The following is a 22,067-nucleotide window of genomic DNA, read 5'->3' on the forward strand; positions in this document are numbered from 1 at the left end:
TATTTTCGGATCGATTTTGTTGGCCGTCCGGAACCCGGACGGCCCCTGTTCCTAAAACCTCTTCACTATTATTATATGCAAAAACCGTGCCAAGCTATGTTAAATATATCACAATTCCGAAAAAAATGCACTTTTTTTCCACATTTCGCCCCTTTTATTAAAAAAACATACCCTAAAACAGATTTTTTTTCCCAACAGGCAAAGAAATCCCTTCCACTTTGCCCATCCGGTACAAAAAAGCAGCAAAAAAAGCACGATTTGTTTTATTTTTGCAACAATCCGCGCTGTTATTTTTAAATGTTTTACGTTTTATATAGAAATCACCGTGCTTTTTTGATGTGCCGGGCTTATGCGTTTCATTTTCGCAACGCGTTTCATTCCTGCAACAGCATATGTTTCTGCCGGTACTTTTTCCGTTTGCGTACAAAGGTCGCCGCATCCATATTCAGGCTTTTGGCCGCGTCGCGTACGTTTCCCCAGCGCTGGTAGGCATGGTTGATGTAATCGAGCTCCATACGCTCTACCAGCGATTTCAGGTCGATGCCCTCCCCGCTCGACAAGAGCTGCGCTTCGGCCGACGCCACATGCAAAAACAGGCTGCCCACCGTGATCTCGTCCGTACTGCTCATGATCATCGCCCGTTCCACGACGTTTTTAAGCTCGCGCACATTGCCCGGCCAGCGATACTCCACGAGCACGTCCTCGGCGGCCGGCGTCAGGTATTTGCGCATACCGTATTTATGGTTCAGCTCCTCCAAAAAGCGGTAAGCAAGGGGCAGGATATCCCCCGGGCGCTCCCGCAGCGGCGGGATGGTCACAGGGAAAACGTTGAGGCGGTAAAAAAGATCCGCACGGAACGTCTTTTCCTTGAGCATCTCTTCCAAATTCCTGTTGGTCGCGGCGATGACGCGCACGTCTACCTTGACCGGCTTATTCGAGCCGATACGCTCGATCTCTCCTTCCTGCAGCACACGCAACAGCTTCACCTGCATATCAGGCGGCAGCTCGCCGATCTCGTCTAAAAAGATCGTCCCATTATCCGCTACCTCAAAAAGGCCCATCTTCCCTTCCTTGTTGGCCCCTGTAAAAGCGCCGCGCTCATAGCCGAAAAGCTCGCTTTCGATAAGGGTCGCCGGGATCGCCCCGCAATTCACCTTGATAAAGCGCTCCTTGGCGCGGTTGCTTTCCTTATAAATATAAGAAGCGATCCGATCCTTGCCGACGCCCGTTTCCCCCGTCAGCAGTACGGTCGTATCCAGCTTGCAAACGCGGTCTATCATCTTCATCATAGAGATCATGGCGTGGTCCCGCACGATGAGCTCGCTGTCTCCCAAAAGCTCCCTGCGCATGGCCTCCAGCTCGGAAACGTTCGCTTCGTTTTCCCGCAGGCGCAGGCGCAGCTCATGCAGCTCTGTGATATCGCGCACGTTCGTCATGACCATGACGACCTCGCCCGTTTCGTCCAAGGTCGGCGTACTGGTGATGACCGCACGCTTGCCCGTCTGGAATTCCTGCTCCAGCGTCACGCTTTTCCGCGTGCGGATCGCTTCCAGCGTCCCCGACTGGTTGATGATATCGTGCGACACCAGGTCGCGCATATTTTTTCCGATCACCTGCTCGCGCTTCAGTCCTGAAATGATCTCGTAGGACGTATTGACCATCAGCGTATTGGCGCTGCCGTCCGTGATATAGATGCCGTCGTAAGATGCCTCAATCACCACTTCAAGGACGCCGCGCGCTTTGTCAAGATCGCTTAACAGGTTATTGGGGCCGCCATTTTCGTAGTAGGCAGGTTCCCTCGTTTTCATCCTTTTTCCTCCCGGTCACGGCAGGCGGTACCGCACGCGCGGATGCCCGCCCGTATGGTAATCGATGTCCGCAACGACGCGTCCCGCGTCCGCCAGCCGCTTTAAATAACGCCGCACCGTTACAACCGAACTTGTAAGCTGTCCGGCAAGCTCTTTCACGGTGACGTCCTGCCCCGGCCTATCTTCCATATATTCCAAGATCCTTTGTTCCATACCGCCCGTGCCTTTGGGGCATCCGGTTTCTGCTCCCAGTGCCGCGTGCAGTAAATGATCCACCGTTTCCTGGTCCACGGAACGCAGCCCGCGCACCGTTTGCTCGTGGTCGGTATAGCGCCCGAGCGCCTCCTTTAAGCGTTCGCAGGAAAACGGCTTGACCAGATAATCGACCGCGCCCAGATGCGCCGCGGCCTGCAGCGCGCCTGCATCCCTTGCCGCCGTCACCACGATGAGGTAGGTTTCGCAGCTTTCGTTAAGCAGCGCCTTTTCCAGCAATCCGCCGTCATAATCCGGGACGCACAGATCGAGGATCATCAGGTCAACGTCATTTTTATCAAGGAACGCAAGCGCACTTTTTAATTTCCGGAACTCCCCTGCAACGCAAAACCCGCCGTCCTTTTCCACATATCCGCGAATCAGGTAAGATACCATCGGATCCTGGTCGACAATGATCACACTGTGCATGCAACTTTCTCCAATCACTATTATTGTAAGAGATTTCACAAACCGTGTCAATGCGCCGCACGGCAAACAAAAAGCGCATCCCTATGCCGGATGCGCCGCCTCGCCAAACGATATTCAACAATCCCTGTAACTGATCGGATCGAAATCCATTTCCGTATATCTCCTAAGCGGCTCGTCCCAGATCCAGTGGATCGGGTGCATGTCTATGCGGCCTGCGCCGTCGGCTTTTTTATCCTGTCCTGGCGCCGCATATTCGCCCGCTATTATTTTCGCATCTGCCAATCCAAACAATGAAAACTGAACCATGACCCCTCACCATTCCTTTTCTTCTTACCGCTGTTTTAATAATCTATCACAAAGGCCGGCGGATTTCAATATCATTTCTTTCAATCGGAGAAAAAATCCTCCGCTGGCATGGGTTTTGCAAAATAATATCCCTGCACGATCCCGCAGCCTGCATCCCGCAGGAAATCAACGTAACCGGCGCTTTCCACTCCTTCCGCAACCGTCTGTATCCCAAGCTCGTCGGCCATTTTGATAATATTGCGGATCACCGTGTTCGCGCGTTCCTTGTCACTGCTCCCCGCAAAAAACGCGCGGTCGATCTTGATCACATCCACGAGCAGGTCTTTTAGCAGTCCCAGCGACGAATAGCCGGAGCCAAAATCGTCCATTGATAACGCGAACCCTTCGCCGTGGAGTTGGTCAAGCACCTTTTTGAAGGCCGCCTCGTTACCGACGATCGCCGTTTCCGTCAGCTCGATCTCCAGGTATTTCTTCGGTACGCCGTATTCATCCGCAATACGCGAAAGCCCTTTCACAAAACCGGGGTCGCTTAGGTGCAGGCGTGAAAAATTAACGGATACCGTCACCGGCTCCCGCCCCTCATCTATCCAGCCTTGCACGATCGCGCACACCTGTGTGAACATATACAGGTCAAGCTTGACGACAAAGCCGTTTTTTTCAAAGACAGGGATAAAATCCACCGGATCGACCAGCTTTCCGTCCTTCTTCCGCCAACGCGCAAGCGCTTCCGCCCCCACCAATTTCTCATCCCGCAAGCGGTACTTTGGCTGCAAATAGACGCGGAATTCCCCGCGCGCCATCGCTTCTTCCATGGTAGATTCGATCTCCTGCGTACGGATCGCCTTTTCCTTGAGCTCTTTGTCGTAATCCACCTGCTCGCGCCCATCCGGGCTTTTGCGCGCTAAATTATGGGCATAATTGACTTTTTCAAAGATCGACTCGATATCCGTTTCACCCTGCCCGATCATGTAGCGACCCACGGAAAAAAGCAGGTTGCGCCCCGTGATCCGGCTGCTCTCTTTTTTGAAGCGCTCAAAATCTTCTTCCGTATCGCGCCGCGCACTATCCGGCCCTTCATATGCCTTCAACAGGGCGAACTCGTCGTCGTTCAAGCGTCCATATACATCCGTCCGCGGATCGGCGAGCATCCCGATCGCCTTTGCAACGCCGCACAGCACCCTGTTCCCTTCGTCAAATCCGTAAATTTCGTTGATGAGGTTGAAGCCCCTGATGTCGAGCTTCACGATATTATAGGTAACCTTCCCGTTCTGCTCCAGCAGCTTTTGTGCGTCCGCCTTGAATTTATTCAGGTTCCCCAGCCCCGTAAGCGGGTCGATATACGCCATCTTCCACAGGCGCTGCTTATATTTTTTCTGGCTGACGACGATATAGACGAGGGAGGCGATCAGCAAGCCGATAATAACGAGCATGACCGCTATGATCTGCGTACTGTATTGCTCGACCATAACCATCAGCGGCGACGCCTGCTGTGCGGAGGTGTTTTCCAAAAGCAGCGAATTGAACTGCGCCTCCGTGATCGAAGGAATACTCTTATTCAGGATGCCGAGCAGGACAGGGTCTGCGTCCTCCCTGAAAGCAAAGGAAAATTCATCGGAAAGCGTTGTCACCGCCGAGATCATCAGCGACGGGTAGCGCTTGTGGATGGAGTCGGTGGCGGCATACAGGTTTTCCATCGTAAAATCCGCCTCGCCCGCTTCGATCGCCTGGTAGCAGTCTTCCACATTGTCGTAATATACGATTTTATTTTGCGGGTAGTAGTGCTGCACATATTCCCTGTGCGGCACATAGATGGACGGAAGTGCGAATACGGCATCCGGCGCGACCGCGACCGTCCTTCCCACGATCACGATCGGACACTTTAAAAAGGTGTCGGAAAGGGACATCCCCAGGTTTCGCGCCTCGTCCGGGTTGTTATCATAGCTAAGGAGCATATCCGCTTCGCCGCTGCCGACCATATCAATGGCTTCGTCATACTCGTATCCGCCCATGAAATCAAAATCCAGCCCTGTTTTGTCCGCGACCAGGCGCAGGATATCCACGTTGATCCCCTGCGGCTGCCCATCCGCGCCAAGGCTCTCGAACGGCGCCCAGCGCCGGTCGCAGATAAAGCGGATCGGCGGGGCGTTGTTGATATAGTCGATCTCTTTGGCCGTCAGCAGGAGCTGTTCCGATTGCCCTCCAAAGTATTCCTGGTAAAGCGCTTCATCAAAGCCCGGCTTTTCGATCTGTATTTGTTCCAGGGCCTCGTCCACCGTTTCCAGCAGCTGTGCGTTCCCTTTGGCGGTCATCATATAAAAAGAAGCCGGGGCAAATTGCGCGACCGGTTTTTCCCCTTCCGTATTGCGGAAGTTGTTGGACACGATTGCATCCACTTCGCCGGCGTGCAGAGCATAGACCAGCGACGCCATATCCGGGTACAGGACTTTTGTTACCGTAAAACCATGCTCTTTTTCAAACGTACGGAAATCTTCGTTCCTGCTGTTCGCCTCCATAAAACCGACCCTGATCCCATCAAAAACGTCATAATCGTTGAAGGTCAGCGCCTCATTTTCATCAAGCGCGTACATGCGGCCGAAATTCGTACCCGTAGGATAAGCGGTAAAATCAAACTTCGCTTCCCGTTCCGGTGTTTTCAGGGCATAATCCAAAAGGTCGATCTCCCCTGCTTCCAGCCGCTTCAAACATTCGTCCCACGTACCATATACATATTCAAAGGTAAGTCCGGAATATTGGGATATCTCGTTCAAATAGTCAAAGCCATAGCCGGCGTCACGCCCTTTTGCGTCTTTGCCATAAAAACCTTCCAGCTCAAATACGCCTACCCTTACCGCTTTCTGCGGAGCGGCACGCCCGGGCTGCGGCAAGGCAAAAAACAACAGGCAGGCGCATAAAGCAGCGCACAATATCCTGGATAAACATATCTTTTTTGAAGCAGGGCACCTCACAATAAGCACTCACCCCATTCGCCGTCTTCGCAGAAAAAAGCACGATTGTATTTCGCTTGCAAACCATCGCGCACAATTGGTTTCTTATCACTTGGTATACCACATAACGGGGCGTTTTTCAACTTGATTTTTCGCTTGCAAAAAAACGTTCGATACGTTTTTTCGATAGGTATCGTATTTTTGTCTTGACACTTTCATTAAAATAAAAAAGAGCTCGTCCCGCAGGCAAGCCCTTTTGACGCCTTACGCTCATTCTTTCCCATTCCAGCAATAAGTACACATTTTACATGGGTCGATCCCCACCGAAGCCTGCAAGTCGTCTAAGCGGTGGTAGCGCAGGGAAGTAAAATGCAGTTCCGCGCACACCTGCTCCGTCAATTCCGCGTGGCGCGCGCTGTCCGGCTCGGCATATTCCCGCAGCACCTTTTCAGAAACGTCCCCTTCTTTCTGCGCGATCAGCTTGCGCGCGATCAGTTCGAGATCGGACGTCGAGCGGGAAAAGCTCAAATATTTACAGCCGTACAGGATCGGCGGACAGGCCGAACGCACATGTACTTCCTTAGCGCCGCTCTCGTACAAAAATTCCGTCGTTTCCCGCATCTGTGTACCGCGTACGATGGAATCGTCTATCAACAGCAGTTTTTTCCCCCGGATCAACCCCTCGACCGGGATCAGCTTCATATGCGCGATCAGGTTGCGCAAGTCCTGCTTTTGCGGCATGAACGAGCGCGGCCAGGTGGGCGTATATTTGATAAACGGGCGGGCAAAGGGAATCCCCGAGGCATTCGCATAGCCGATGGCGTACGCCGTACCGGAATCCGGTATCCCGGCGACCATATCCGGCTGCACGCAATCGTGGGAGGCCAGAAGCTGTCCGCTCTCATAGCGCATCTGTTCCACATTTACGCCTTCATAGCAGGTGGTCGGGTAGCCGTAATACGTCCACAGGAAACTGCAGATCTTCATGTCTTCTTTGGGGGGCAATACTTCTTCGATCCCTTCGGGCGTGATCAGGACGACCTCGGCCGGCCCTAATTCACGCACGTCACGATATCCCAGGTTCAGGTAGGAGAAGCTTTCCGAGGCCACGCAATAGCCGTCTTCCTTTTCGCCCAGCACCAGCGATGTCCGGCCTACATTATCCCGCGCGGCATAAATGCCGTCAGGGGTGAGCACCAGCATGGTCATGGAGCCCTCGATATGTTCCTGTGCATAGCGGATCCCCTCCGCCAGCGTCGCCTGGCTTCCCACCAGAGCCGCCACCAGCTCCGTAGGGTTCAGCTTGCCGTTCCCCATTTCCGAAAACTGCGCAAAGCTGTTTTGGAAGCATTTGCGGATGATCTCGTCGGCGTTGTTGATGCGTCCCACCGTTGCAACGGCATAAGTGCCCAAATGCGAACGTACGGTAAGGGGCTGCGGCGCGGTATCAGAGATGCTGCCGATACCCATCGGCCCGGTGAGGTCTTCTACATCCCGCTCAAACTTCGTACGGAACGGGGAATTCTGGATCCCATGGATCGCCCGCAGGAACCGCCCTTCCGAATATACCGTCATACCGCCGCGATAGGTTCCTAAATGTGAATGGTAATCCGTCCCGAAAAACAGATCGTATGCACAATTCCCTCTTTTTGCTACGCCGAAAACACCGCCCAATTCACTGATCCTCCGTCTATAATTTCTTTTGCGTTACAATTATATCATTTTAACGTGTTCCAGACTACCGCAAACGACGAAAAAACGAAAATCCCGCCCTCCCGGGGCGGGATAAAAAGATACCCTTGCCGGCTTCAGGAGCCGGTTTTTGAATGTTCCTTAAAAATCATTGCGTCAATATCCGCAATCGTGATTTTGCCAAGTCGTTCCTTACACGCCCGGTCTAGGCCGGCGTAAATCCCGTCCATCACCGCTGCCATGCCCGACGCCACCAGGCACTTCATGTCCGCGTTGCCCGAGCGCCACCCCGCCGCAACGAGCGGCTCTTCGAGCGCGTCGCTCACCATGCGTAACGTCACCCCTTTTGGGTCAAGCCGGAAGGCATACCCCCCGACAGCGCCCTCTTTTGTGGTAAGCAGCCCCGCTTTTTTGAGCTTGGACATCACTTTGCGGATGCGCGCCGGATGGGTGCATACATTTTTTGCAAGCTCGTCGCTGCTCAGCATTTCCTGCTTGTGGTTCAAATAAACCAGCGCATGGACAGCTATGGTAAATTCGCCTGTCATAAAACATTCCCTTCCAGCAATTTTTTCAACAATGCAATCATAAATGATGCGTATGCAAAAATCAAGCTTTTCTTACTCCGCGGGTTTGTCTGGCTCCGGCATGGAGGCAAGAAGGCCGTCTATGATCTCCTTCCATGCGGCTTTGTCGCGCGCGCCCCTGTAAGACTCTCCCACCTGGTTTCCGTTTTCGTCCACGAACACCGTTTCCGGCACCGCCGTCACGCTGCCCAGCTTCGCGTCGACCAGCTCCTGCGTAGGCAAGATGTGCGGATAGTCCGCGCCGGTTTTTTCGGCGATCTCGTTGACCAGCGCCACCTGCTCCGGGTCGATCGCGCCGTCTTGGTCAATGACATCCGTCGGCATGCCCACGACCTGGAACCCCTGATCCCGGTATTCCTCGTCCAGTTCCCCAAGCTCGGGCATCTCGCGCAGGCACGGCCCGCAGAACGTTGCCCAGATGTTGACCATCGTCAGCTTATGCCCGGCAAAAATTTCCTGCGTCACTTCATTTCCGTTTGAATCCTCCGCTTTGAACGCCCCAAACAGCGGCGTTACTTCCGGGGCGGCCGTTTGTGTTTCCTTCTCATTTGCCGACGGCTCCGGCGTTGTTTGCGCCTGTGTTTGCGGTGCGCCCGCGTCCGGGGACGCCGGCCCTGCACACGCCGCTATCATCAATGCCGCCGCAACCAACAGCGATATTAAAATCGTTTTTCCCTGCCTTTTCATACCATGCCTCCTTGTTTAACTTACCGTTTCATACGGCCAATCGGCGATCCCGCCCATGTCGTATACATTATGATAACCCATTTTTACCAGTTTATCGGACGCCTGCTTGCTGCGCACTCCTGTGCGGCAGTACACGACCAGCTTTGCATCCTTGTCCGCAAGCTCTGCGGGCGGCTCTTCCCCGATCGTTTCATTGGGGATGTTGAGCGCCCCCTCAAGGTGTTTCTCCGCATATTCTTCAGGCCTGCGCACATCCACGATCGTCACGTCCCCTTCCCCGATCATCCGCTTTGCTTCTTCCGCGTCGATCTTATGGTAGGCCATTTCGGCTGTCGTTTCCGCCGCTACGCCATCCTCTACTCCTTTGCTCCCCGCGTCCCCTGCCGGGGCACATCCCGCGAGCACCATGACCGCAGCCACGCCTGTGAGCATCAATCCCATCCATTTTCGTTTCATATTTTTTCTCCATATGTAATTTATTTTGTATCAGTTTAATGTAATTTTAGCGCTTACAGTTTCTGGTGTCAAGTATTTTTTTCCTAAGATTTTAAGGGGATCGCTGTAAAAGCAAAAAAGCCCGCGCGATTGCGTGGGCTTTTTTGCTACAGATGGTTGAAATGTCCTGTATATTTTCACATCAGCCGTTCCTTGAAAGGATCCTGTACTCTTCCAAAAGCTGCGTTTGCGCCCTTGGCTCCGTTGCCAGCGCGGCCTTGATCTCCTCATCGAAAAGATTATTGTTCCTGATCCCGACGGCCCGTCCGCCGTTCCCCCTTGCTAAAAGCTGCACGGCGTGTATCCCAAACGACGAGGCCCTCATCCTGTCGGCGGCGCTGGGGCTTCCTCCCCTTTGGGTATATCCGAGTACGATGGCCTTTGCCTCCAGCCCCGTCATATCGTGGATATACTGTGCGGTCTCTATCCCGCTGCCCGCTCCCTCCGCAACCAGCACAAGGCTCGCCGTTTTGCCTTTGATACGCTCCGAGACCAGCCTGTCACAGATTTCGTCCAGGTCTTTTTCCTTTTCCGGGATCACGATATTTTCGGCCGGGCCGGCGATCCCCGCATACAGCGCGATATCCCCGCATTGGTTCCCCATCACTTCGATCACGCCGATACGTTCGTGTGAATTCATCGTGTCCCGTATCTTCGCCATTTCGCTGATCACGAGGTTCACGGCCGCATCGAAGCCGATCGTAAAATCCGTGTAAGGCAAATCGTTGTCGATCGTTGCCGGGACAGCGACCGTCGGTATGCCGTGCCTGTCGAGGACTTCGGCTCCCGCAAAGCTCCCGTCCCCTCCGATCACGACCATCCCTTCGATATTGTATGCTTTGATGACATTGAGGGCTTTCTGCCGGCCGGCGTCTGTCATGAATTCCCGGCATCGCGCCGTTTTCAGGATCGTACCGCCCATATTGGCGATATCCCGGACGTCCTCCGGTTTGATACGGGATACGTCGCCGCTGATCAGCCCGGCGTATCCTTTTTTGATGCCCATGGCCACAAAACCATTGTCATCCGCAGCCAAAACCACGGAACGGATGGCTGCGTTCATGCCCGGCGTGTCTCCGCCGCTTGTCAGTACACCGAGTTTTTTCCTCATAACCGCCAACCTTCAACAAGTCGTTTCCATACTCTTTATTTCTTTTATTTTTGCGATCAGCTCCGGGATCACCTTATGCATATCCCCGACGACCGCACTGTTTGCGACCTGCATGATCGGCGCGTCGATCTGCTTGTTGATGGCGATGATATAATCGGATTCCTGCATCCCCGCCAAATGCTGTATCGCTCCCGAAATCCCGCAGGCGATATATACCTGGGGACGCACTGTTTTGCCCGTCTGCCCTACCTGGTACGCTTTATCGATCCAGCCCGCGTCCACTGCCGCACGCGATCCGGACACGACCCCGTTAAGCTCATCCGCCAAGTCGTACAACAGCGAAAAATTTTCTTTGCAGCCGACGCCCCTGCCGCCGGATACCAAAATTTTGGCCTCACCAATATCTACGACCTGCTTTGCCGCTTTGGCGATTTCCACGATATCCGTACGGATATCCTCCGGCATTAAGTCCGGTATGATTTCTTCCAGAATTCCTTTTCCCGTCCTGCAACCCTGCGGGATCTCAAACACGCCCGGCCGCACCGTAGACATCTGCGGGCGGTGCTCCTGGCAGATGATCGTCGCCATCAGGTTGCCGCCGAAAGCGGGCCGTGTCATCAGGAGGTTGGCGGTGTCCGGGCAAAGCGCGAGCCCCGTACAGTCCGCCGTGAGCCCTGTTTCAAGGCGCGCGGCGACGCGCGGCCCCAGGTCCCTGCCGATATTCGTTGCCCCAATGATAAATATTTCCGGCTTCCTTTCGTTCACAAGCTCGCAGACGACCTTTGTATAAGCGTCCGTCGTATAGTTTTTCAGGAAGGCATGCTCCACTGCCAGTACGCGGTCTGCGCCGTGGGCAAACAGCTCGCCTGCCAGCCCTTTGATCCCTTCGCCCGGCAATACGGCGGTCAGCTCCACGCCCAGTTCGTCCGCCAGTTCACGCCCTTTGCCCAATATCTGCAAGGACACCTTTTGCAGCGCTCCTTCACGCTGCTCCGCAAAAATCCACACACCCTTATATTCTTCCTTCTCCATAAGTCCCTCCATCCTCACTATGCCTACAAGATGTGCAGCTCTTTTAGCACGCCCGCAACATATCCCGCGGCTTCCTTTGCCGGCGCCTCGTACGGCTGCCCGACCTGCCGAAGCTCTTTCGTCATAGATTTCTTTACCCGCGTAGGCGAACCGCTGAGCCCCAAAAGCGCCGGGTCTAGACCGATATCCCCTGCGCCCCATTGCCTGATCTCTTTACCGAACGCGCCGGATATCCCTTTGATACCCATATACCGCGGCTCGTTTAATTCTTTGATCGTAGTCAGCACCACGGGCATTTTCACCGATATACATTCATATCCGTCCTCCAGCGACCGCTTGACAACGAGCCTGCCGCCTTGAACCTTCATGCCTTCCACATACGTTACCTGCGGCAGTCCAAGGTGCTCCGCCATCTCCGGCCCCACCTGTGCGGTATCCCCGTCGATCGCTTGCCTGCCCGCAAAGATGATGTCCACAGCATATCCCAGCTTCCTGACGGCAGCCGCCAATACCCTGGAGGTAGCGAGCGTATCCGCCCCGGAAAACTGCCTGTCCGTGAGCAGCACGGCTTCGTCGGCCCCCATCGCCAGCGCTTCCCTGAGCGCGTATTCCGCCTGCGGCGGCCCCATTGTCATGACAAGGACATGCGCGCCCAGCTCTTCTTTGGTCTTTAATGCCTCCTCCAGCGCGCTCAGATCGTCGGGGTTTATGATAGTGGGGATCCCGTCCCTGACCAGCGTCCCCGTCACGGGATCGATCCGCACTTCATTGGTATCCGGCACTTGCTTGATACAAACAACGATATTCATCTGCTTTTGCTCCTCATTTCAATATATTGGCGGCGATCACCATTTTCTGCACTTCGGAAGTCCCCTCGTATATCTCTGTGATCTTCGCGTCGCGCATGATCCGTTCCACCGGATAATCCATCGTATATCCATAGCCGCCGAGTACCTGTATCGCTTTTGTCGCCACCGCATTGGCAGTCTGGGCCGCAAACAATTTGGCCTGCGCCGCATCCAGCGATATGGGCAGCCCCTGCTGCTTCTTGAACGCCGCTTTATAGACCAGCAGCTTTGCCGCTTCTACCTGTACGTTCATATCCGCCAAATACCATTGCAGCCCCTGGAATTTTGACAGCGGTTTGCCAAATTGCCGGCGCTGTTTTACATGTTCCAGGCACTGTGCGTATGCCGCTTCCGCAAACCCCAGCGCCTGCGCCGCGATCCCGATCCTCCCGCTGTCCAGCGTAGCCATCGCCACGCCAAAGCCCTTGTTCTCTTTACCCAGCAGGTTTTCCTTCGGCACTTTGCAGTCGGCCATAACCAGCTCCCCCGTCGACGATGCGCGTATGCCCAATTTTTCCTCGATCTTCCCGATTGAAAAGCCCGGAAAGTTTTTTTCTACGATAAAGGCCGATATCCCACGCGTTCCCTTGGCCTTGTCCGTCATCGCAAAAATGATGTAAACGTCCGCAAAGCCCGCGTTTGTGATGAATACCTTAGAGCCGTTCAGGATATAATGATCTCCTTCCAATACCGCCATCGTCTGCTGGCTTCCCGCATCCGAACCCGCATTTGGTTCGGTCAGGCCAAACGCGCCCAGCTTTTCCCCTGAAAGCAGGCCGGGAAGGTATTTTCTCTTTTGCTCCTCTGTACCGAAATTGAAAATCGGGGATGCACACAGCGAAGTATGCGCAGCCACGATGACAGAGGTCGTGCCGCAGGCCTTCGCCAGTTCCTCCATGACGATGATATAGCTCACAAAGTCCGAGTCATTCCCACCGTATTCGCTTGGGAACGACATCCCCATCAGGCCGTATTTGGCCATTTTTTTCACCGTATCAAGCGGGAATTGCTCCGTTTTATCGATCTCGGCAGCGACCGTCGCCACCTCGTTTTCGGCGAATTTCCTGACCATCTGCCGTACTAAGTCATTTTCTTTTGTAAATTCCATCTCCATCACTACCTCAAAAGTTTTCCAAAGAATTTTCCAGCATCCTAATATAGCTTTCAAACGTGATCTCTTTTAACCCGTTCCCGATATAGATGCCCTGCGGATCCAAACTGCGTATGATTTTAATCTGCTCTACCGTGGGCAGCTCCGTTTCCCGTACGTCGTCCGCCACTTTCAGATCCCACGATACTTCGTTTTTCACGTCCTCTACGCTCACGCCGGGATGGACGCTCGCCAAATAGGCTTCCTTCGTCACTTCGTCGAACCTGAAAATACATTTGTTGGTAATGATGGCGGACGGCCCGCCCTGCTTGAGCCCCGCCTTCTCGCGCGAATCGTATCCATCCAGGTATCCGGGAGAGCTGATATAGTCTACGCGTTCCAAAAACCTGCGTTTTTGCAGCGGCAGCGTGATGATGGTGCGCAGCGCACAAGAGGCGATATCGTTGGCCCCGCCGCTCCCCGGCAGCCGCGCCGCCGGATGGAAATAGTCTCCCCCGCCGAAAATCGCGGTGCTGTTTAAGTTTCCGTACCTGTCGACCTGTGCGCCGCCCAGCATACCGATATCAAAAAAGCCCCGCTGCTGGTCGCTGAAAAGGCGCCACAGCGACGTATCCACCAATGCGTCCTCCACCCCTGCGTTGTCCCCGATGCCCAATATGATCCGCTTGGGCGCCGGCCCGATGCTGCCTGATTCCGTCGCGATGACTGCGCTTGGCGCATGCGTCATTTTTGCCAGCAAAGCCCCCAGCGTAGGGATCCCGACTCCCGCAAAAACGGTATCATTTTCTTTGATCTCCCTTGCCGACGAAACCACAAGGAATTCGGACATGCTGTATTCTTTTGCATATTCTGCCATGGTTTTGTTCCTTTCCTCAATATCTAAGCTTGCTGAACCTGCGCTCGACACGCGCCAGTTCGGAAAGCCGTCCATATCCTACCTTTTCCAGGTATCCTTCATGGCTGCCTGTTTTGTAGCACCATTCGTCCAGCCACTTCAAAAAATCCTCCCGCTGGGCAAACTGTTCCAGCTGCCGGGCATGGAAAGGAATATCGTACGCGTAAGCAAAAGGCATGTTCCATGGGTGGCAGGCATAGGGAAGCTCCACGACCGCGTCGACACAATACTCCGGTATGATCGTCAAATTCCCGTTTTTCCTGATCTCATCCGTCAAGACCAGCTCTTCGCAGGTCAGGATCGTATGCTTTGCCGCCCTGGCCATGTTTTCCGCGTTTGATGAGAAGCCGAACATCTGTCCGTTCCCCCGCTTGTCGGCCCTCGATACGTGTATGATGGCCGTATCCGGCGCAACTGCCGGAACGAGCGAGACCAGCTCCCCCGTATATGGATCCTTTTCTATTTTGATATCCTTGTTGTACGTCGGCAGGTCGGAACCCATCAGCGAACGGGAGGGCATGTAGGGAATGTTCAGCGCCCCCGCGAGGAAACGCAGCCCGATGGTATAGTTTGAATAATCCACGACCTCTACCTTATGCGGGATCCCGCTCTCCACGGCACGGCGGAAATTGTATCCCAGCCCCGCTACGGCGTAAGAGCAAAACGCGATCTCCATTCTTTTGACGCAGCCCGCCCCGGCCAGCAGATCCCCCGCTTCACACGGGCTGTCGCCGATCAGCGTCAGGTCTTTTTTTCCCTGCCGTATCACTTCATAGGTCTGCGCCACGCATTGCGCCCCGCCCATACCGCTGAAGCAAATGCTCGACCCGTCCGCGACAAACCGCGACACCGCTTCTTTGAGCGTTGTCCTTTTATCATGTTGTTTCTTCCAATTCGTCATAGCTTTCCCCTCTTCGCCTTACTGCGCCAGCCATCCGCCGTCTACGGCGATCGTCGAACCCGTCACATAATTTGCCGCTTCAGAGGCCAAATAAACGACCGCCCCCGCAATTTCTTCGGCTTTCCCCAAACGCCGCATGGGGATCTTTCCGGTGATATATTGGTAGACCTTCTCCTCGCCCAGTTCTTTTTCGTTCATGGGCGTCATCACATAACCCGGCGCAACGGCATTGACCTGGATATTGTACTTTGTCCATTCCAACGCCAGCCCCCGCGTCATCTGCAGCACCGCTCCCTTGCTTGCGAGGTAAGGCAATACCGCTTTATCCCCCACGATCCCGAAGATGGAAGCGATGTTGATGATTTTCCCCGCCTTTTGCGCGATCATTTTTTTGCCGACGGCCTGCGTCAGCATAAATACGCCCCGGAGGTTTACGTTCATCACGCGATCCCATTCGTCTATCGTGAGCTCCTCCGCCCGCTTGGTGACGGCCGTACCCGCGTTGTTCACCAGGATGTCGATCTTCCCAAATTTATCGAGAGTTGCCTGCAGAAGCGCTTCGACTGATTCCGGCCTCGAAACGTCCGTCGCTTTTGACAGCGTTTCTACCCCATATGTCTCCTTGATTTCCCGTGCCACCGCGTCACATTCACCGGCTGTCCTGCTGCAAACGACAATATTTGCGCCCGCCTGCGCAAGCCCGTTGGCTATACCGCGTCCCAGCCCCTTGGTACTCCCCGTAACGATCGCCACCTTTGACGTCAAATCAAACATCGGCAAATTCATCTTCCATTCCTCCATTTCATCCATTCTGTCTATTTTCCCTGAAAACAGGGCCTGCGCTTTTCCAAAAAGGCGCTCATTCCTTCCTCCTTATCGCCGGTCGCAAAGCATTCGCAGAAAAGGCGCATTTCATAGCCGTATCCCTCCCGGCTGCTTACCGCGCCGTAATTGACCGCTTTTTTCGCATATTCTACTGCAAGCGGCGCATTGGCGCGTATCCGCTTCGCAAGCTTTTCCGCCTCGGGCATCAGCCCTTCCCTGGTCGTCACAAGGTCTGTCAGGCCGATCTTTTCCGCCGTTTGCGCATCGACCGTGTCCCCGGTCAATATCATCCGCATGGCGTGCGATTTGCCAACGATCCCCGGCAGCCTCTGCGTACCGCCAAAACCCGGGAATATCCCCAGCGTTACCTCGGGTAGGCCGAAGCGGGCATTTTCCGAACAAATACGGATGTCGCACGCCATGGCCAGCTCGCAGCCGCCGCCCAGCGCAAATCCATTGATGGCGGCGATTACCGGCTTTTTCATCTGCTCCAGCTTGAAAAGCAGGGATTGTCCGCTGCCGATATAATTTGCTACGTCATGGATGTACATGCTTTCCAGTTCGGCGATGTCCGCTCCCGCAACAAAGGCCTTTTCCCCAGCCCCGGTAAGGATGACCGCATGCACATACGCGTCGGCGTCCAATTCCTGCAGCGCAGCATGCATTTGCGCGATCACCTGGCTGCTTAACGCATTCATACTTTCCGCCCGGTCGACCGTCAGAATCGCGATCCCCTCTTTTTTTTCCACCTTAATCGATTTCATTCTTCCGCCCCGTATCAATATGCGTAAAATCCTTTTTTCGTCTTCCTGCCCAAATAACCGGCGGCGACCATCTTATGCAGCAGCGGGCACGCCCTGTACTTGGTATCTCCAAATTTTTCATACAGCGTTTCCATCACGGCAAGGCATACATCCACGCCGATCAGGTCTGCCAGTGCCAGCGGGCCGATCGGATGGTTGGCTCCCAGCTTCATCGCATAATCGATGTCGTTGGCGCTCGCTATGCCCTCGCTAAGCAGGAAGGCCGCTTCGTTGATCATGGGCACCAGCATGCGGTTCACGACAAAGCCGGGGGATTCTTCCACTTCCACGCCCGTCTTCCCGATCCGCCGCACATATTCCTTCGCCTTGTAAAGCGTCGCGTCCGAAGTCTGGAGCCCTTTGATGACCTCGACCAGCTTCATGGTGTTGGCAGGATTGAAAAAATGCATCCCAATAAAGTTTTCCGGCCTTTTGGTTTGCGCCGCCAGCTCTGTGATGCTGAGGGCCGAGGTATTGGAGGCAATGAGGGCGCCATCCTTTAAGATATCGTCAAGCTGCCCGTACAGCCGTACTTTCGCCTGCATGTCCTCGCTGATGGCCTCAACCGCCAAGCTGATCCCGTCAGCCCCGCAAAGGTCGTAAAGCGGCGCGATATTGCCCAGTATCTTCGCCTTGTCCTCTCCCTCGAGCAGCGCTTTTCCAACCATCCTGGAAAGCGTCTTTTCTATCCTTTCGATCCCCTTGTCGACAAACGGTTGCCCGATATCGTACAGCAGGACGCAATAACCGGCCTGCGCAAAAACCTGCGCGATCCCGCTGCCCATTGTCCCGGCTCCCGCGACGAGTATTTTTTCCATATCCTTTGCTGCCTTTCCACACGTTTCCCGTTTACTTCTTTTCCTTTTCCCGGTCGATCCCCGCCAGATCCTGCGCCAGCTTTACTTTCATCGGCAGGTTGCCCATGCGGTACATCATGATCCGCTGCGCCTGCGGCGAACCCGCCCCATGCATACTTTCCACCAGCGCTGTGCCGCCCGTCATATTTTCTAATAGCCGCGCCATCCGGTACCTGTCCTCGACAGGATAATCGGCTTTGCCCGCCAAATACTTTTTCAGCTTCCCGCCGATCTCGGGATCCTCGAAATCCTGTTCCGAGGGCAAGGTCGCGATCAGTCCTCCCGCGATATCGTGGCTAAGCCTGTCGATCTCGTAGATATTTCGGGTCACATTCTGTTTTACGATATTTCCCAGCATCGGGTCGGGATAATAGGCGCCCGACGGCAGCTTGCCGCCTTCTGCGGAACATGCTACAGAGCAGCAGTACAGGCTTTCGGTCAGGTGCATCATTTCGATGAGTTTATCCTTTATGTGGGAGGCCTTTCCCGCGCCGTTGTATTCCGCCATCGCGGCCGAAGCACCCGTCACAACGTCGCTCACCCCGCTTTTGCATCCACCGTAATTTTGGCGGTGCAGCGTGGCAAAACGCTCCACGAGGGAACCGGAGAACTCATATTCCCCAGCCATAAACACCTTGTCCCACGGCACGAATACGTCTTCTAAGATCGTGATCGCCTCCCCGCCTACGATCCCGTACATGCAATTGCCCTGATCCATTTTGCATTTCTTCCGGTCGTCGTTCGTCTGGCGGCCAAAAACATGCGTCACGCCGGGTGCGTCCACCGGGATCGCGCAGGAAACGGCATAGTCCCGATCCTCTTCCTTCATCGCGGCGGTGGGCATAATGAGCATCTCATGGGAATTCACCATGCCCGTCATGTGCATTTTGGCCCCGCGTATGACGATGCCGTCCTCGCGCCTTTCAGTAATATGTACAAAGAGATCCGGGTCTGCCTGCTGCGAGGGGGCAAGCCCCCTGTCGCCTTTGGGATCCGTCATCGCTCCAGCGACCATGATATCGCTTTTCTGGACATACTCCAGATATTTGACAAATCTCTGGTGGTAATCCGTCCCAAGCTTCTGGTCCATATCATAGGTGGTAGAATAAAGCGCATTCAGTGCGTCCCATCCTACGCAGCGCTGGAAGCAGGAACCTGTACGCTGGGCGACCATGCGCAGCAGTTTTACCTTTTTCACCAAATCTTCCTGGCTCTGGTGGATATGTGTCCAACGGTTGATTTTCTCCCCGCTGATATGCGAGGTGGCTGTCGCCAGATCCTCCGTGAGCGCGTCATGCGCAGCGTCATAGGTCATGGCTGCGGCATTCACGTGCGGCGCGATCATCGGGTCGTCAACCGTGATCCTTTTTCCTTCAAAATATATGACCGGTTTAAGCTTCCTCAAGCTTTCCCTGTATTCGTTTCCCGTCATCATAGCTCATATTCTCCCATCCATTTAAAATGCCCGTGTCCAAAGCGATGCCATCGCCGGGCCGCCGCCCACGCACAATGACGCCCCGCCGTTCTTGAGATCCAGCCGCTGCATTTCATGCAGCAGGGAAACGACGATGCGCAGTCCGGTACATCCCACGGGATGCCCCAGGGCAATGCCCGAGCCATTGTGATTGACCTTGTCCATGGCAAGGGATATCCCATTTTCTTCCAGCATGCGTCCAACGCCCAGCCACTGGGCCGCGAACGCTTCGTTGATCTCCCAATACTCCACTTCTTCAAACCGCATGCCCGCTTGCTTTAAACATTTGGGGATCGCTACCGCCGGGCCGAGTCCCATCACCTCCGGGGCCACACCCTCCCCGCAGATATTGACCAGCTTGAGCAGCGGCTTGATCCCTAATTCTGCCGCCCTTTTTGCCGATGTCACCACGACCGCAGCCGCCCCGTCGTTGATCCCGGATGCGTTTGCCGCCGTAACAACCCCCTCTTTTTTGAACACCGGCCGCAATCCGCCGATCTCGTCGATGCTGTCTATGCGCACCGGGTGTTCATCCCTGCAGAAGCAGGTTTCACCTTTTTTGCTTTTGACCGTCACAGGGATAATTTCCCGCTCGAAGCGCCCTTGGTCGATCGCTTCGACCGCCCTGTTGTTGCTCAGCATTGCCAGCTCGTCACATTCCGCGCGCGTGATCTTGTATCTTTCGGCCACGTTTTCCGCCGTGACCCCCATATGCCCGCCCACGAGTTCGTCATAAAGCCCGTCGCACAGCATGCTGTCCTCCACGCTGCCCGGCCCCATGCGATACCCCATCCTCGCCTTGGGAAGAAGGTACGGCGCATTCGTCATGCTTTCCACTCCCACGACCAGTCCAAAATCCGTCTTGCCCAGCATGATATTGTGGCAGGCGATTTCCAGTGCGCGCATACCCGATGCACAGTTCTGGTTCACGTTGACGGCATTGCTTTTCTCCGGCATCCCGATTCTCATGGAAACCTGCCGGGCGGGCAGCGAGCCCTGCATACCGGTATACAATTGCCCCATGCAAATCTCGTCAATCATCTCCGGGGAAAGGTTGGCCCTGCTTATCGCTTCCCTACCGACAGTGATGGCCAATTCCCTGGCGGGGACATTTTGCAATGCCCCCATAAAGTTTCCGATCGCCGTACGGCAGGCGCTTACGATTACTACTTCGTTCATTATTTTTGTTTCCTTCGGATCGCTTTTTCCGCCGCGGTCGCAATATCCTCCGCTGTCATGCCAAATTTTTTCTTCAGATATTCAAGCTGGCCGACTTCGCCGAAGGTATCCGGCATACCGACGATTTCCACTGGTACGGGATAGTTCTGTACGACTGCTTCCGAGACTGCCGCTCCCAGCCCTGTTTCCGTATAGTGGTTCTCCGCCGTTACGATCGCCCCGGTGTCGCGCGCCGCTTCAACAATCGCTTGCTCATCTAAAGGCTTGATCGTGAGCATATCGATCACGCGTGCGGAAATCCCCTTTTCCTCCAGCAGCTTTGCCGCTTTGATGGACTCCGCCACACACAGGCCCATCGCGATCAGCGTAACGTCTTTTCCGTCACGGATCGGCACTGCTTTTCCGATCTCGAAAACCGATCCTTCTTCATAGACCTTGACTGCGCTCCTGCGAACCAGCCTTAAATAGAAATTCCCATATGTTTCAGCCGCCAGCTTGACCATGCATTTCATGACCGTAGAGTCCGTCGGCTCGATCACCGTCATCGTCGGGAAACTCCTCATGATTCCCAGGTCTTCAAATGCCATGTGTGTCCCGCCGTTGATCTGCGCCGAGATGCCCGGATCGCTGCCCACCACCTTTACATTCAGCCGGGGATAGCAGCACGACTCATAAATCTGGTCGCAGGCACGCCTGGCCGAAAACACGCCGAACGTATGCGCGAACGGTATTTTCCCCAGCCGCGACATCCCCGCCGCCACGCCGTACATATTCGCCTCCTGGATCCCACAGTTTACCGTTTGATCTGGGAAACGCTTCAAAAACCGTGCCGTACCCATCGCGCCCATCAAGTCGCAGTCCAAGGCAATAATATCCCTGTTGTTTTCCGCCAGCTCGATCAATGCATCCGTATATGCATTTCTCATCTCAGTTGTTTCGAGAACATTTTCTTTTGCCAGTTTGATGTTCATATACTTTCCTTCCTTTCTATCGGATCGACTCCAAGACACTCTGCAATTCTGCGATTGTCTCTTCCATCAATTCGCGTGAAACAGGCATATTATGATTGCCGGGCTTTAATTCCGCCCAGCTGATCCCTTTTCCCTTGGCTGTGTTAAGTACGATCATGGAAGGCGCCTTGCCCTGTGCTTTGGCGTTCTGGATCGCTTTGTAGATCGCTTCCACGTTATGCCCGTCGATGCTTTGTGCATACCAGCCAAAATCCGCAAACTTCTGCGCCACATCCCCGATGTCGTTCTGCTCTTTGGTAAATCCATCCAGCATCTGCTGGTTGTAATCGATAAACGCGATCAGGTTGGTCAGCTTGAATTGGTTGGCGAACATGGCCATTTCCCATACCTGTCCTTCGTTGCATTCCCCGTCGCCGAACAAGGTGTAGACGTAATTGGGCTTGTTGTCCTTTTTCAGGGCCAGCGCGATTCCCGCCGCCTGCGACCCGCCTTGGCCCAGCGATCCGGTCGTCATGTCAACACCGGGCGTTTTCAGCCTGTCGGTATGGCTGGGAAGGTTCGTGCCGTCCTTATTCAGCGTTTCCAGCCATTCCATCGGGAAATACCCTTTCATCGCCAACGCCGCATACACAGCGGGCCCGCAATGGCCTTTTGACACTACAAAATAATCGCGCTCTTCCCATTCAGGGTTTTTGGGATCGATCTTCAGCACCTTCCCGTACAGGACTGCGATCAATTCGGCCACAGACATGGTGCCGCCGATGTGCCCGACCCCCAGCAAACCGATCTCACGTACCGTCTCGATCCTGATCTTTGCCGCAAAACGCTTCAGTTCCAGAATTTCTTTTTGACTCAACAT

Annotated in this window: 21 protein-coding genes; all 21 read right to left on the minus strand. The window is 54.6% G+C overall.

The features are described from left to right. Nucleotides 1-374 precede the first annotated feature (374 nt). Entirely contained in the window at nucleotides 375-1,808 is a 1,434-nt protein-coding gene (locus tag BN6471_RS10580; RefSeq protein WP_066648753.1) for a sigma-54 interaction domain-containing protein, read from the minus strand. Nucleotides 1,809-1,823: 15 nt separating this feature from the next. Beyond that, nucleotides 1,824-2,489, minus strand: a complete 666-nt coding sequence (locus BN6471_RS10585; RefSeq protein WP_066648755.1) for a response regulator — start codon at nucleotides 2,487-2,489, stop codon at nucleotides 1,824-1,826. 114 nt (nucleotides 2,490-2,603) lie between these two features. Continuing rightward, entirely contained in the window at nucleotides 2,604-2,795 is a 192-nt protein-coding gene (locus BN6471_RS10590; RefSeq protein ID WP_066648759.1) for a hypothetical protein, read from the minus strand. 80 nt (nucleotides 2,796-2,875) lie between these two features. Next, nucleotides 2,876-5,692 carry an EAL domain-containing protein gene (locus BN6471_RS10595; RefSeq protein WP_066648763.1) on the minus strand — a complete coding sequence of 939 codons (2,817 nt, stop codon included), beginning with the start codon at nucleotides 5,690-5,692 and terminating at the stop codon, nucleotides 2,876-2,878. Nucleotides 5,693-6,010: 318 nt separating this feature from the next. Next, nucleotides 6,011-7,414, minus strand: a complete 1,404-nt coding sequence (locus BN6471_RS10600) for an amidophosphoribosyltransferase (protein ID WP_066648765.1) — start codon at nucleotides 7,412-7,414, stop codon at nucleotides 6,011-6,013. Nucleotides 7,415-7,548: 134 nt separating this feature from the next. Next, nucleotides 7,549-7,980, minus strand: a complete 432-nt coding sequence (locus BN6471_RS10605) for an RrF2 family transcriptional regulator (RefSeq protein WP_066648768.1) — start codon at nucleotides 7,978-7,980, stop codon at nucleotides 7,549-7,551. Nucleotides 7,981-8,052: 72 nt separating this feature from the next. Next, a complete protein-coding gene (locus tag BN6471_RS10610) occupies nucleotides 8,053-8,706 on the minus strand; it encodes a TlpA family protein disulfide reductase (RefSeq protein ID WP_066648771.1) in 654 nt (217 codons plus the stop codon). A gap of 15 nt (nucleotides 8,707-8,721) precedes the next feature. Beyond that, entirely contained in the window at nucleotides 8,722-9,162 is a 441-nt protein-coding gene (locus BN6471_RS10615; RefSeq protein WP_066648774.1) for a rhodanese-like domain-containing protein, read from the minus strand. 181 nt (nucleotides 9,163-9,343) lie between these two features. Beyond that, nucleotides 9,344-10,312, minus strand: a complete 969-nt coding sequence (locus tag BN6471_RS10620) for an ATP-dependent 6-phosphofructokinase (protein ID WP_066648777.1) — start codon at nucleotides 10,310-10,312, stop codon at nucleotides 9,344-9,346. Nucleotides 10,313-10,324: 12 nt separating this feature from the next. Next, nucleotides 10,325-11,344 carry an electron transfer flavoprotein subunit alpha/FixB family protein gene (locus BN6471_RS10625; protein ID WP_066648779.1) on the minus strand — a complete coding sequence of 340 codons (1,020 nt, stop codon included), beginning with the start codon at nucleotides 11,342-11,344 and terminating at the stop codon, nucleotides 10,325-10,327. A 23-nt stretch (nucleotides 11,345-11,367) separates the two neighbouring features. Further along, entirely contained in the window at nucleotides 11,368-12,153 is a 786-nt protein-coding gene (locus BN6471_RS10630; RefSeq protein WP_066648782.1) for an electron transfer flavoprotein subunit beta/FixA family protein, read from the minus strand. Nucleotides 12,154-12,166: 13 nt separating this feature from the next. Then, on the minus strand, nucleotides 12,167-13,306 hold the full coding sequence (locus BN6471_RS10635) for an acyl-CoA dehydrogenase (RefSeq protein WP_066648784.1): 1,140 nt from the start codon (nucleotides 13,304-13,306) through the stop codon (nucleotides 12,167-12,169). Between the two features lie 7 nt (nucleotides 13,307-13,313). Continuing rightward, a complete protein-coding gene (locus BN6471_RS10640) occupies nucleotides 13,314-14,159 on the minus strand; it encodes a CoA-transferase subunit beta (protein ID WP_066648786.1) in 846 nt (281 codons plus the stop codon). Nucleotides 14,160-14,175: 16 nt separating this feature from the next. Beyond that, nucleotides 14,176-15,099: a CoA transferase subunit A gene (locus tag BN6471_RS10645; protein ID WP_066648788.1), complete on the minus strand. Its 924-nt coding sequence runs from the start codon at nucleotides 15,097-15,099 to the stop codon at nucleotides 14,176-14,178. A gap of 18 nt (nucleotides 15,100-15,117) precedes the next feature. Continuing rightward, nucleotides 15,118-15,909 (minus strand): SDR family NAD(P)-dependent oxidoreductase, encoded by a 792-nt coding sequence (locus BN6471_RS10650; protein WP_082903446.1) that lies wholly within the window; start codon nucleotides 15,907-15,909, stop codon nucleotides 15,118-15,120. A 5-nt stretch (nucleotides 15,910-15,914) separates the two neighbouring features. Next, nucleotides 15,915-16,688, minus strand: a complete 774-nt coding sequence (locus tag BN6471_RS10655) for an enoyl-CoA hydratase/isomerase family protein (RefSeq protein WP_066648791.1) — start codon at nucleotides 16,686-16,688, stop codon at nucleotides 15,915-15,917. Nucleotides 16,689-16,702: 14 nt separating this feature from the next. After that, the gene (locus BN6471_RS10660) at nucleotides 16,703-17,545 is read right to left on the minus strand and encodes a 3-hydroxyacyl-CoA dehydrogenase NAD-binding domain-containing protein (protein WP_066648794.1); all 843 of its coding nucleotides are present in this window, start codon (nucleotides 17,543-17,545) and stop codon (nucleotides 16,703-16,705) included. Between the two features lie 31 nt (nucleotides 17,546-17,576). Continuing rightward, nucleotides 17,577-19,019, minus strand: coding sequence for a 4-hydroxyphenylacetate 3-hydroxylase family protein (locus BN6471_RS10665; protein WP_066648797.1), 1,443 nt, complete (start codon nucleotides 19,017-19,019; stop codon nucleotides 17,577-17,579). 21 nt (nucleotides 19,020-19,040) lie between these two features. Further along, nucleotides 19,041-20,237, minus strand: coding sequence for a thiolase family protein (locus BN6471_RS10670; RefSeq protein ID WP_066648799.1), 1,197 nt, complete (start codon nucleotides 20,235-20,237; stop codon nucleotides 19,041-19,043). Next, nucleotides 20,237-21,208, minus strand: coding sequence for a transketolase family protein (locus BN6471_RS10675; RefSeq protein WP_066648801.1), 972 nt, complete (start codon nucleotides 21,206-21,208; stop codon nucleotides 20,237-20,239). Before BN6471_RS10675 ends, BN6471_RS10670 begins: the two co-directional genes overlap by 1 nt. Nucleotides 21,209-21,224: 16 nt before the next feature. Then, entirely contained in the window at nucleotides 21,225-22,067 is an 843-nt protein-coding gene (locus tag BN6471_RS10680; RefSeq protein WP_066648803.1) for a transketolase, read from the minus strand.

Origin of the sequence: Christensenella timonensis, from assembly GCF_900087015.1 — a bacterium.
Classification (GTDB): domain Bacteria; phylum Bacillota; class Clostridia; order Christensenellales; family Christensenellaceae; genus Christensenella; species Christensenella timonensis.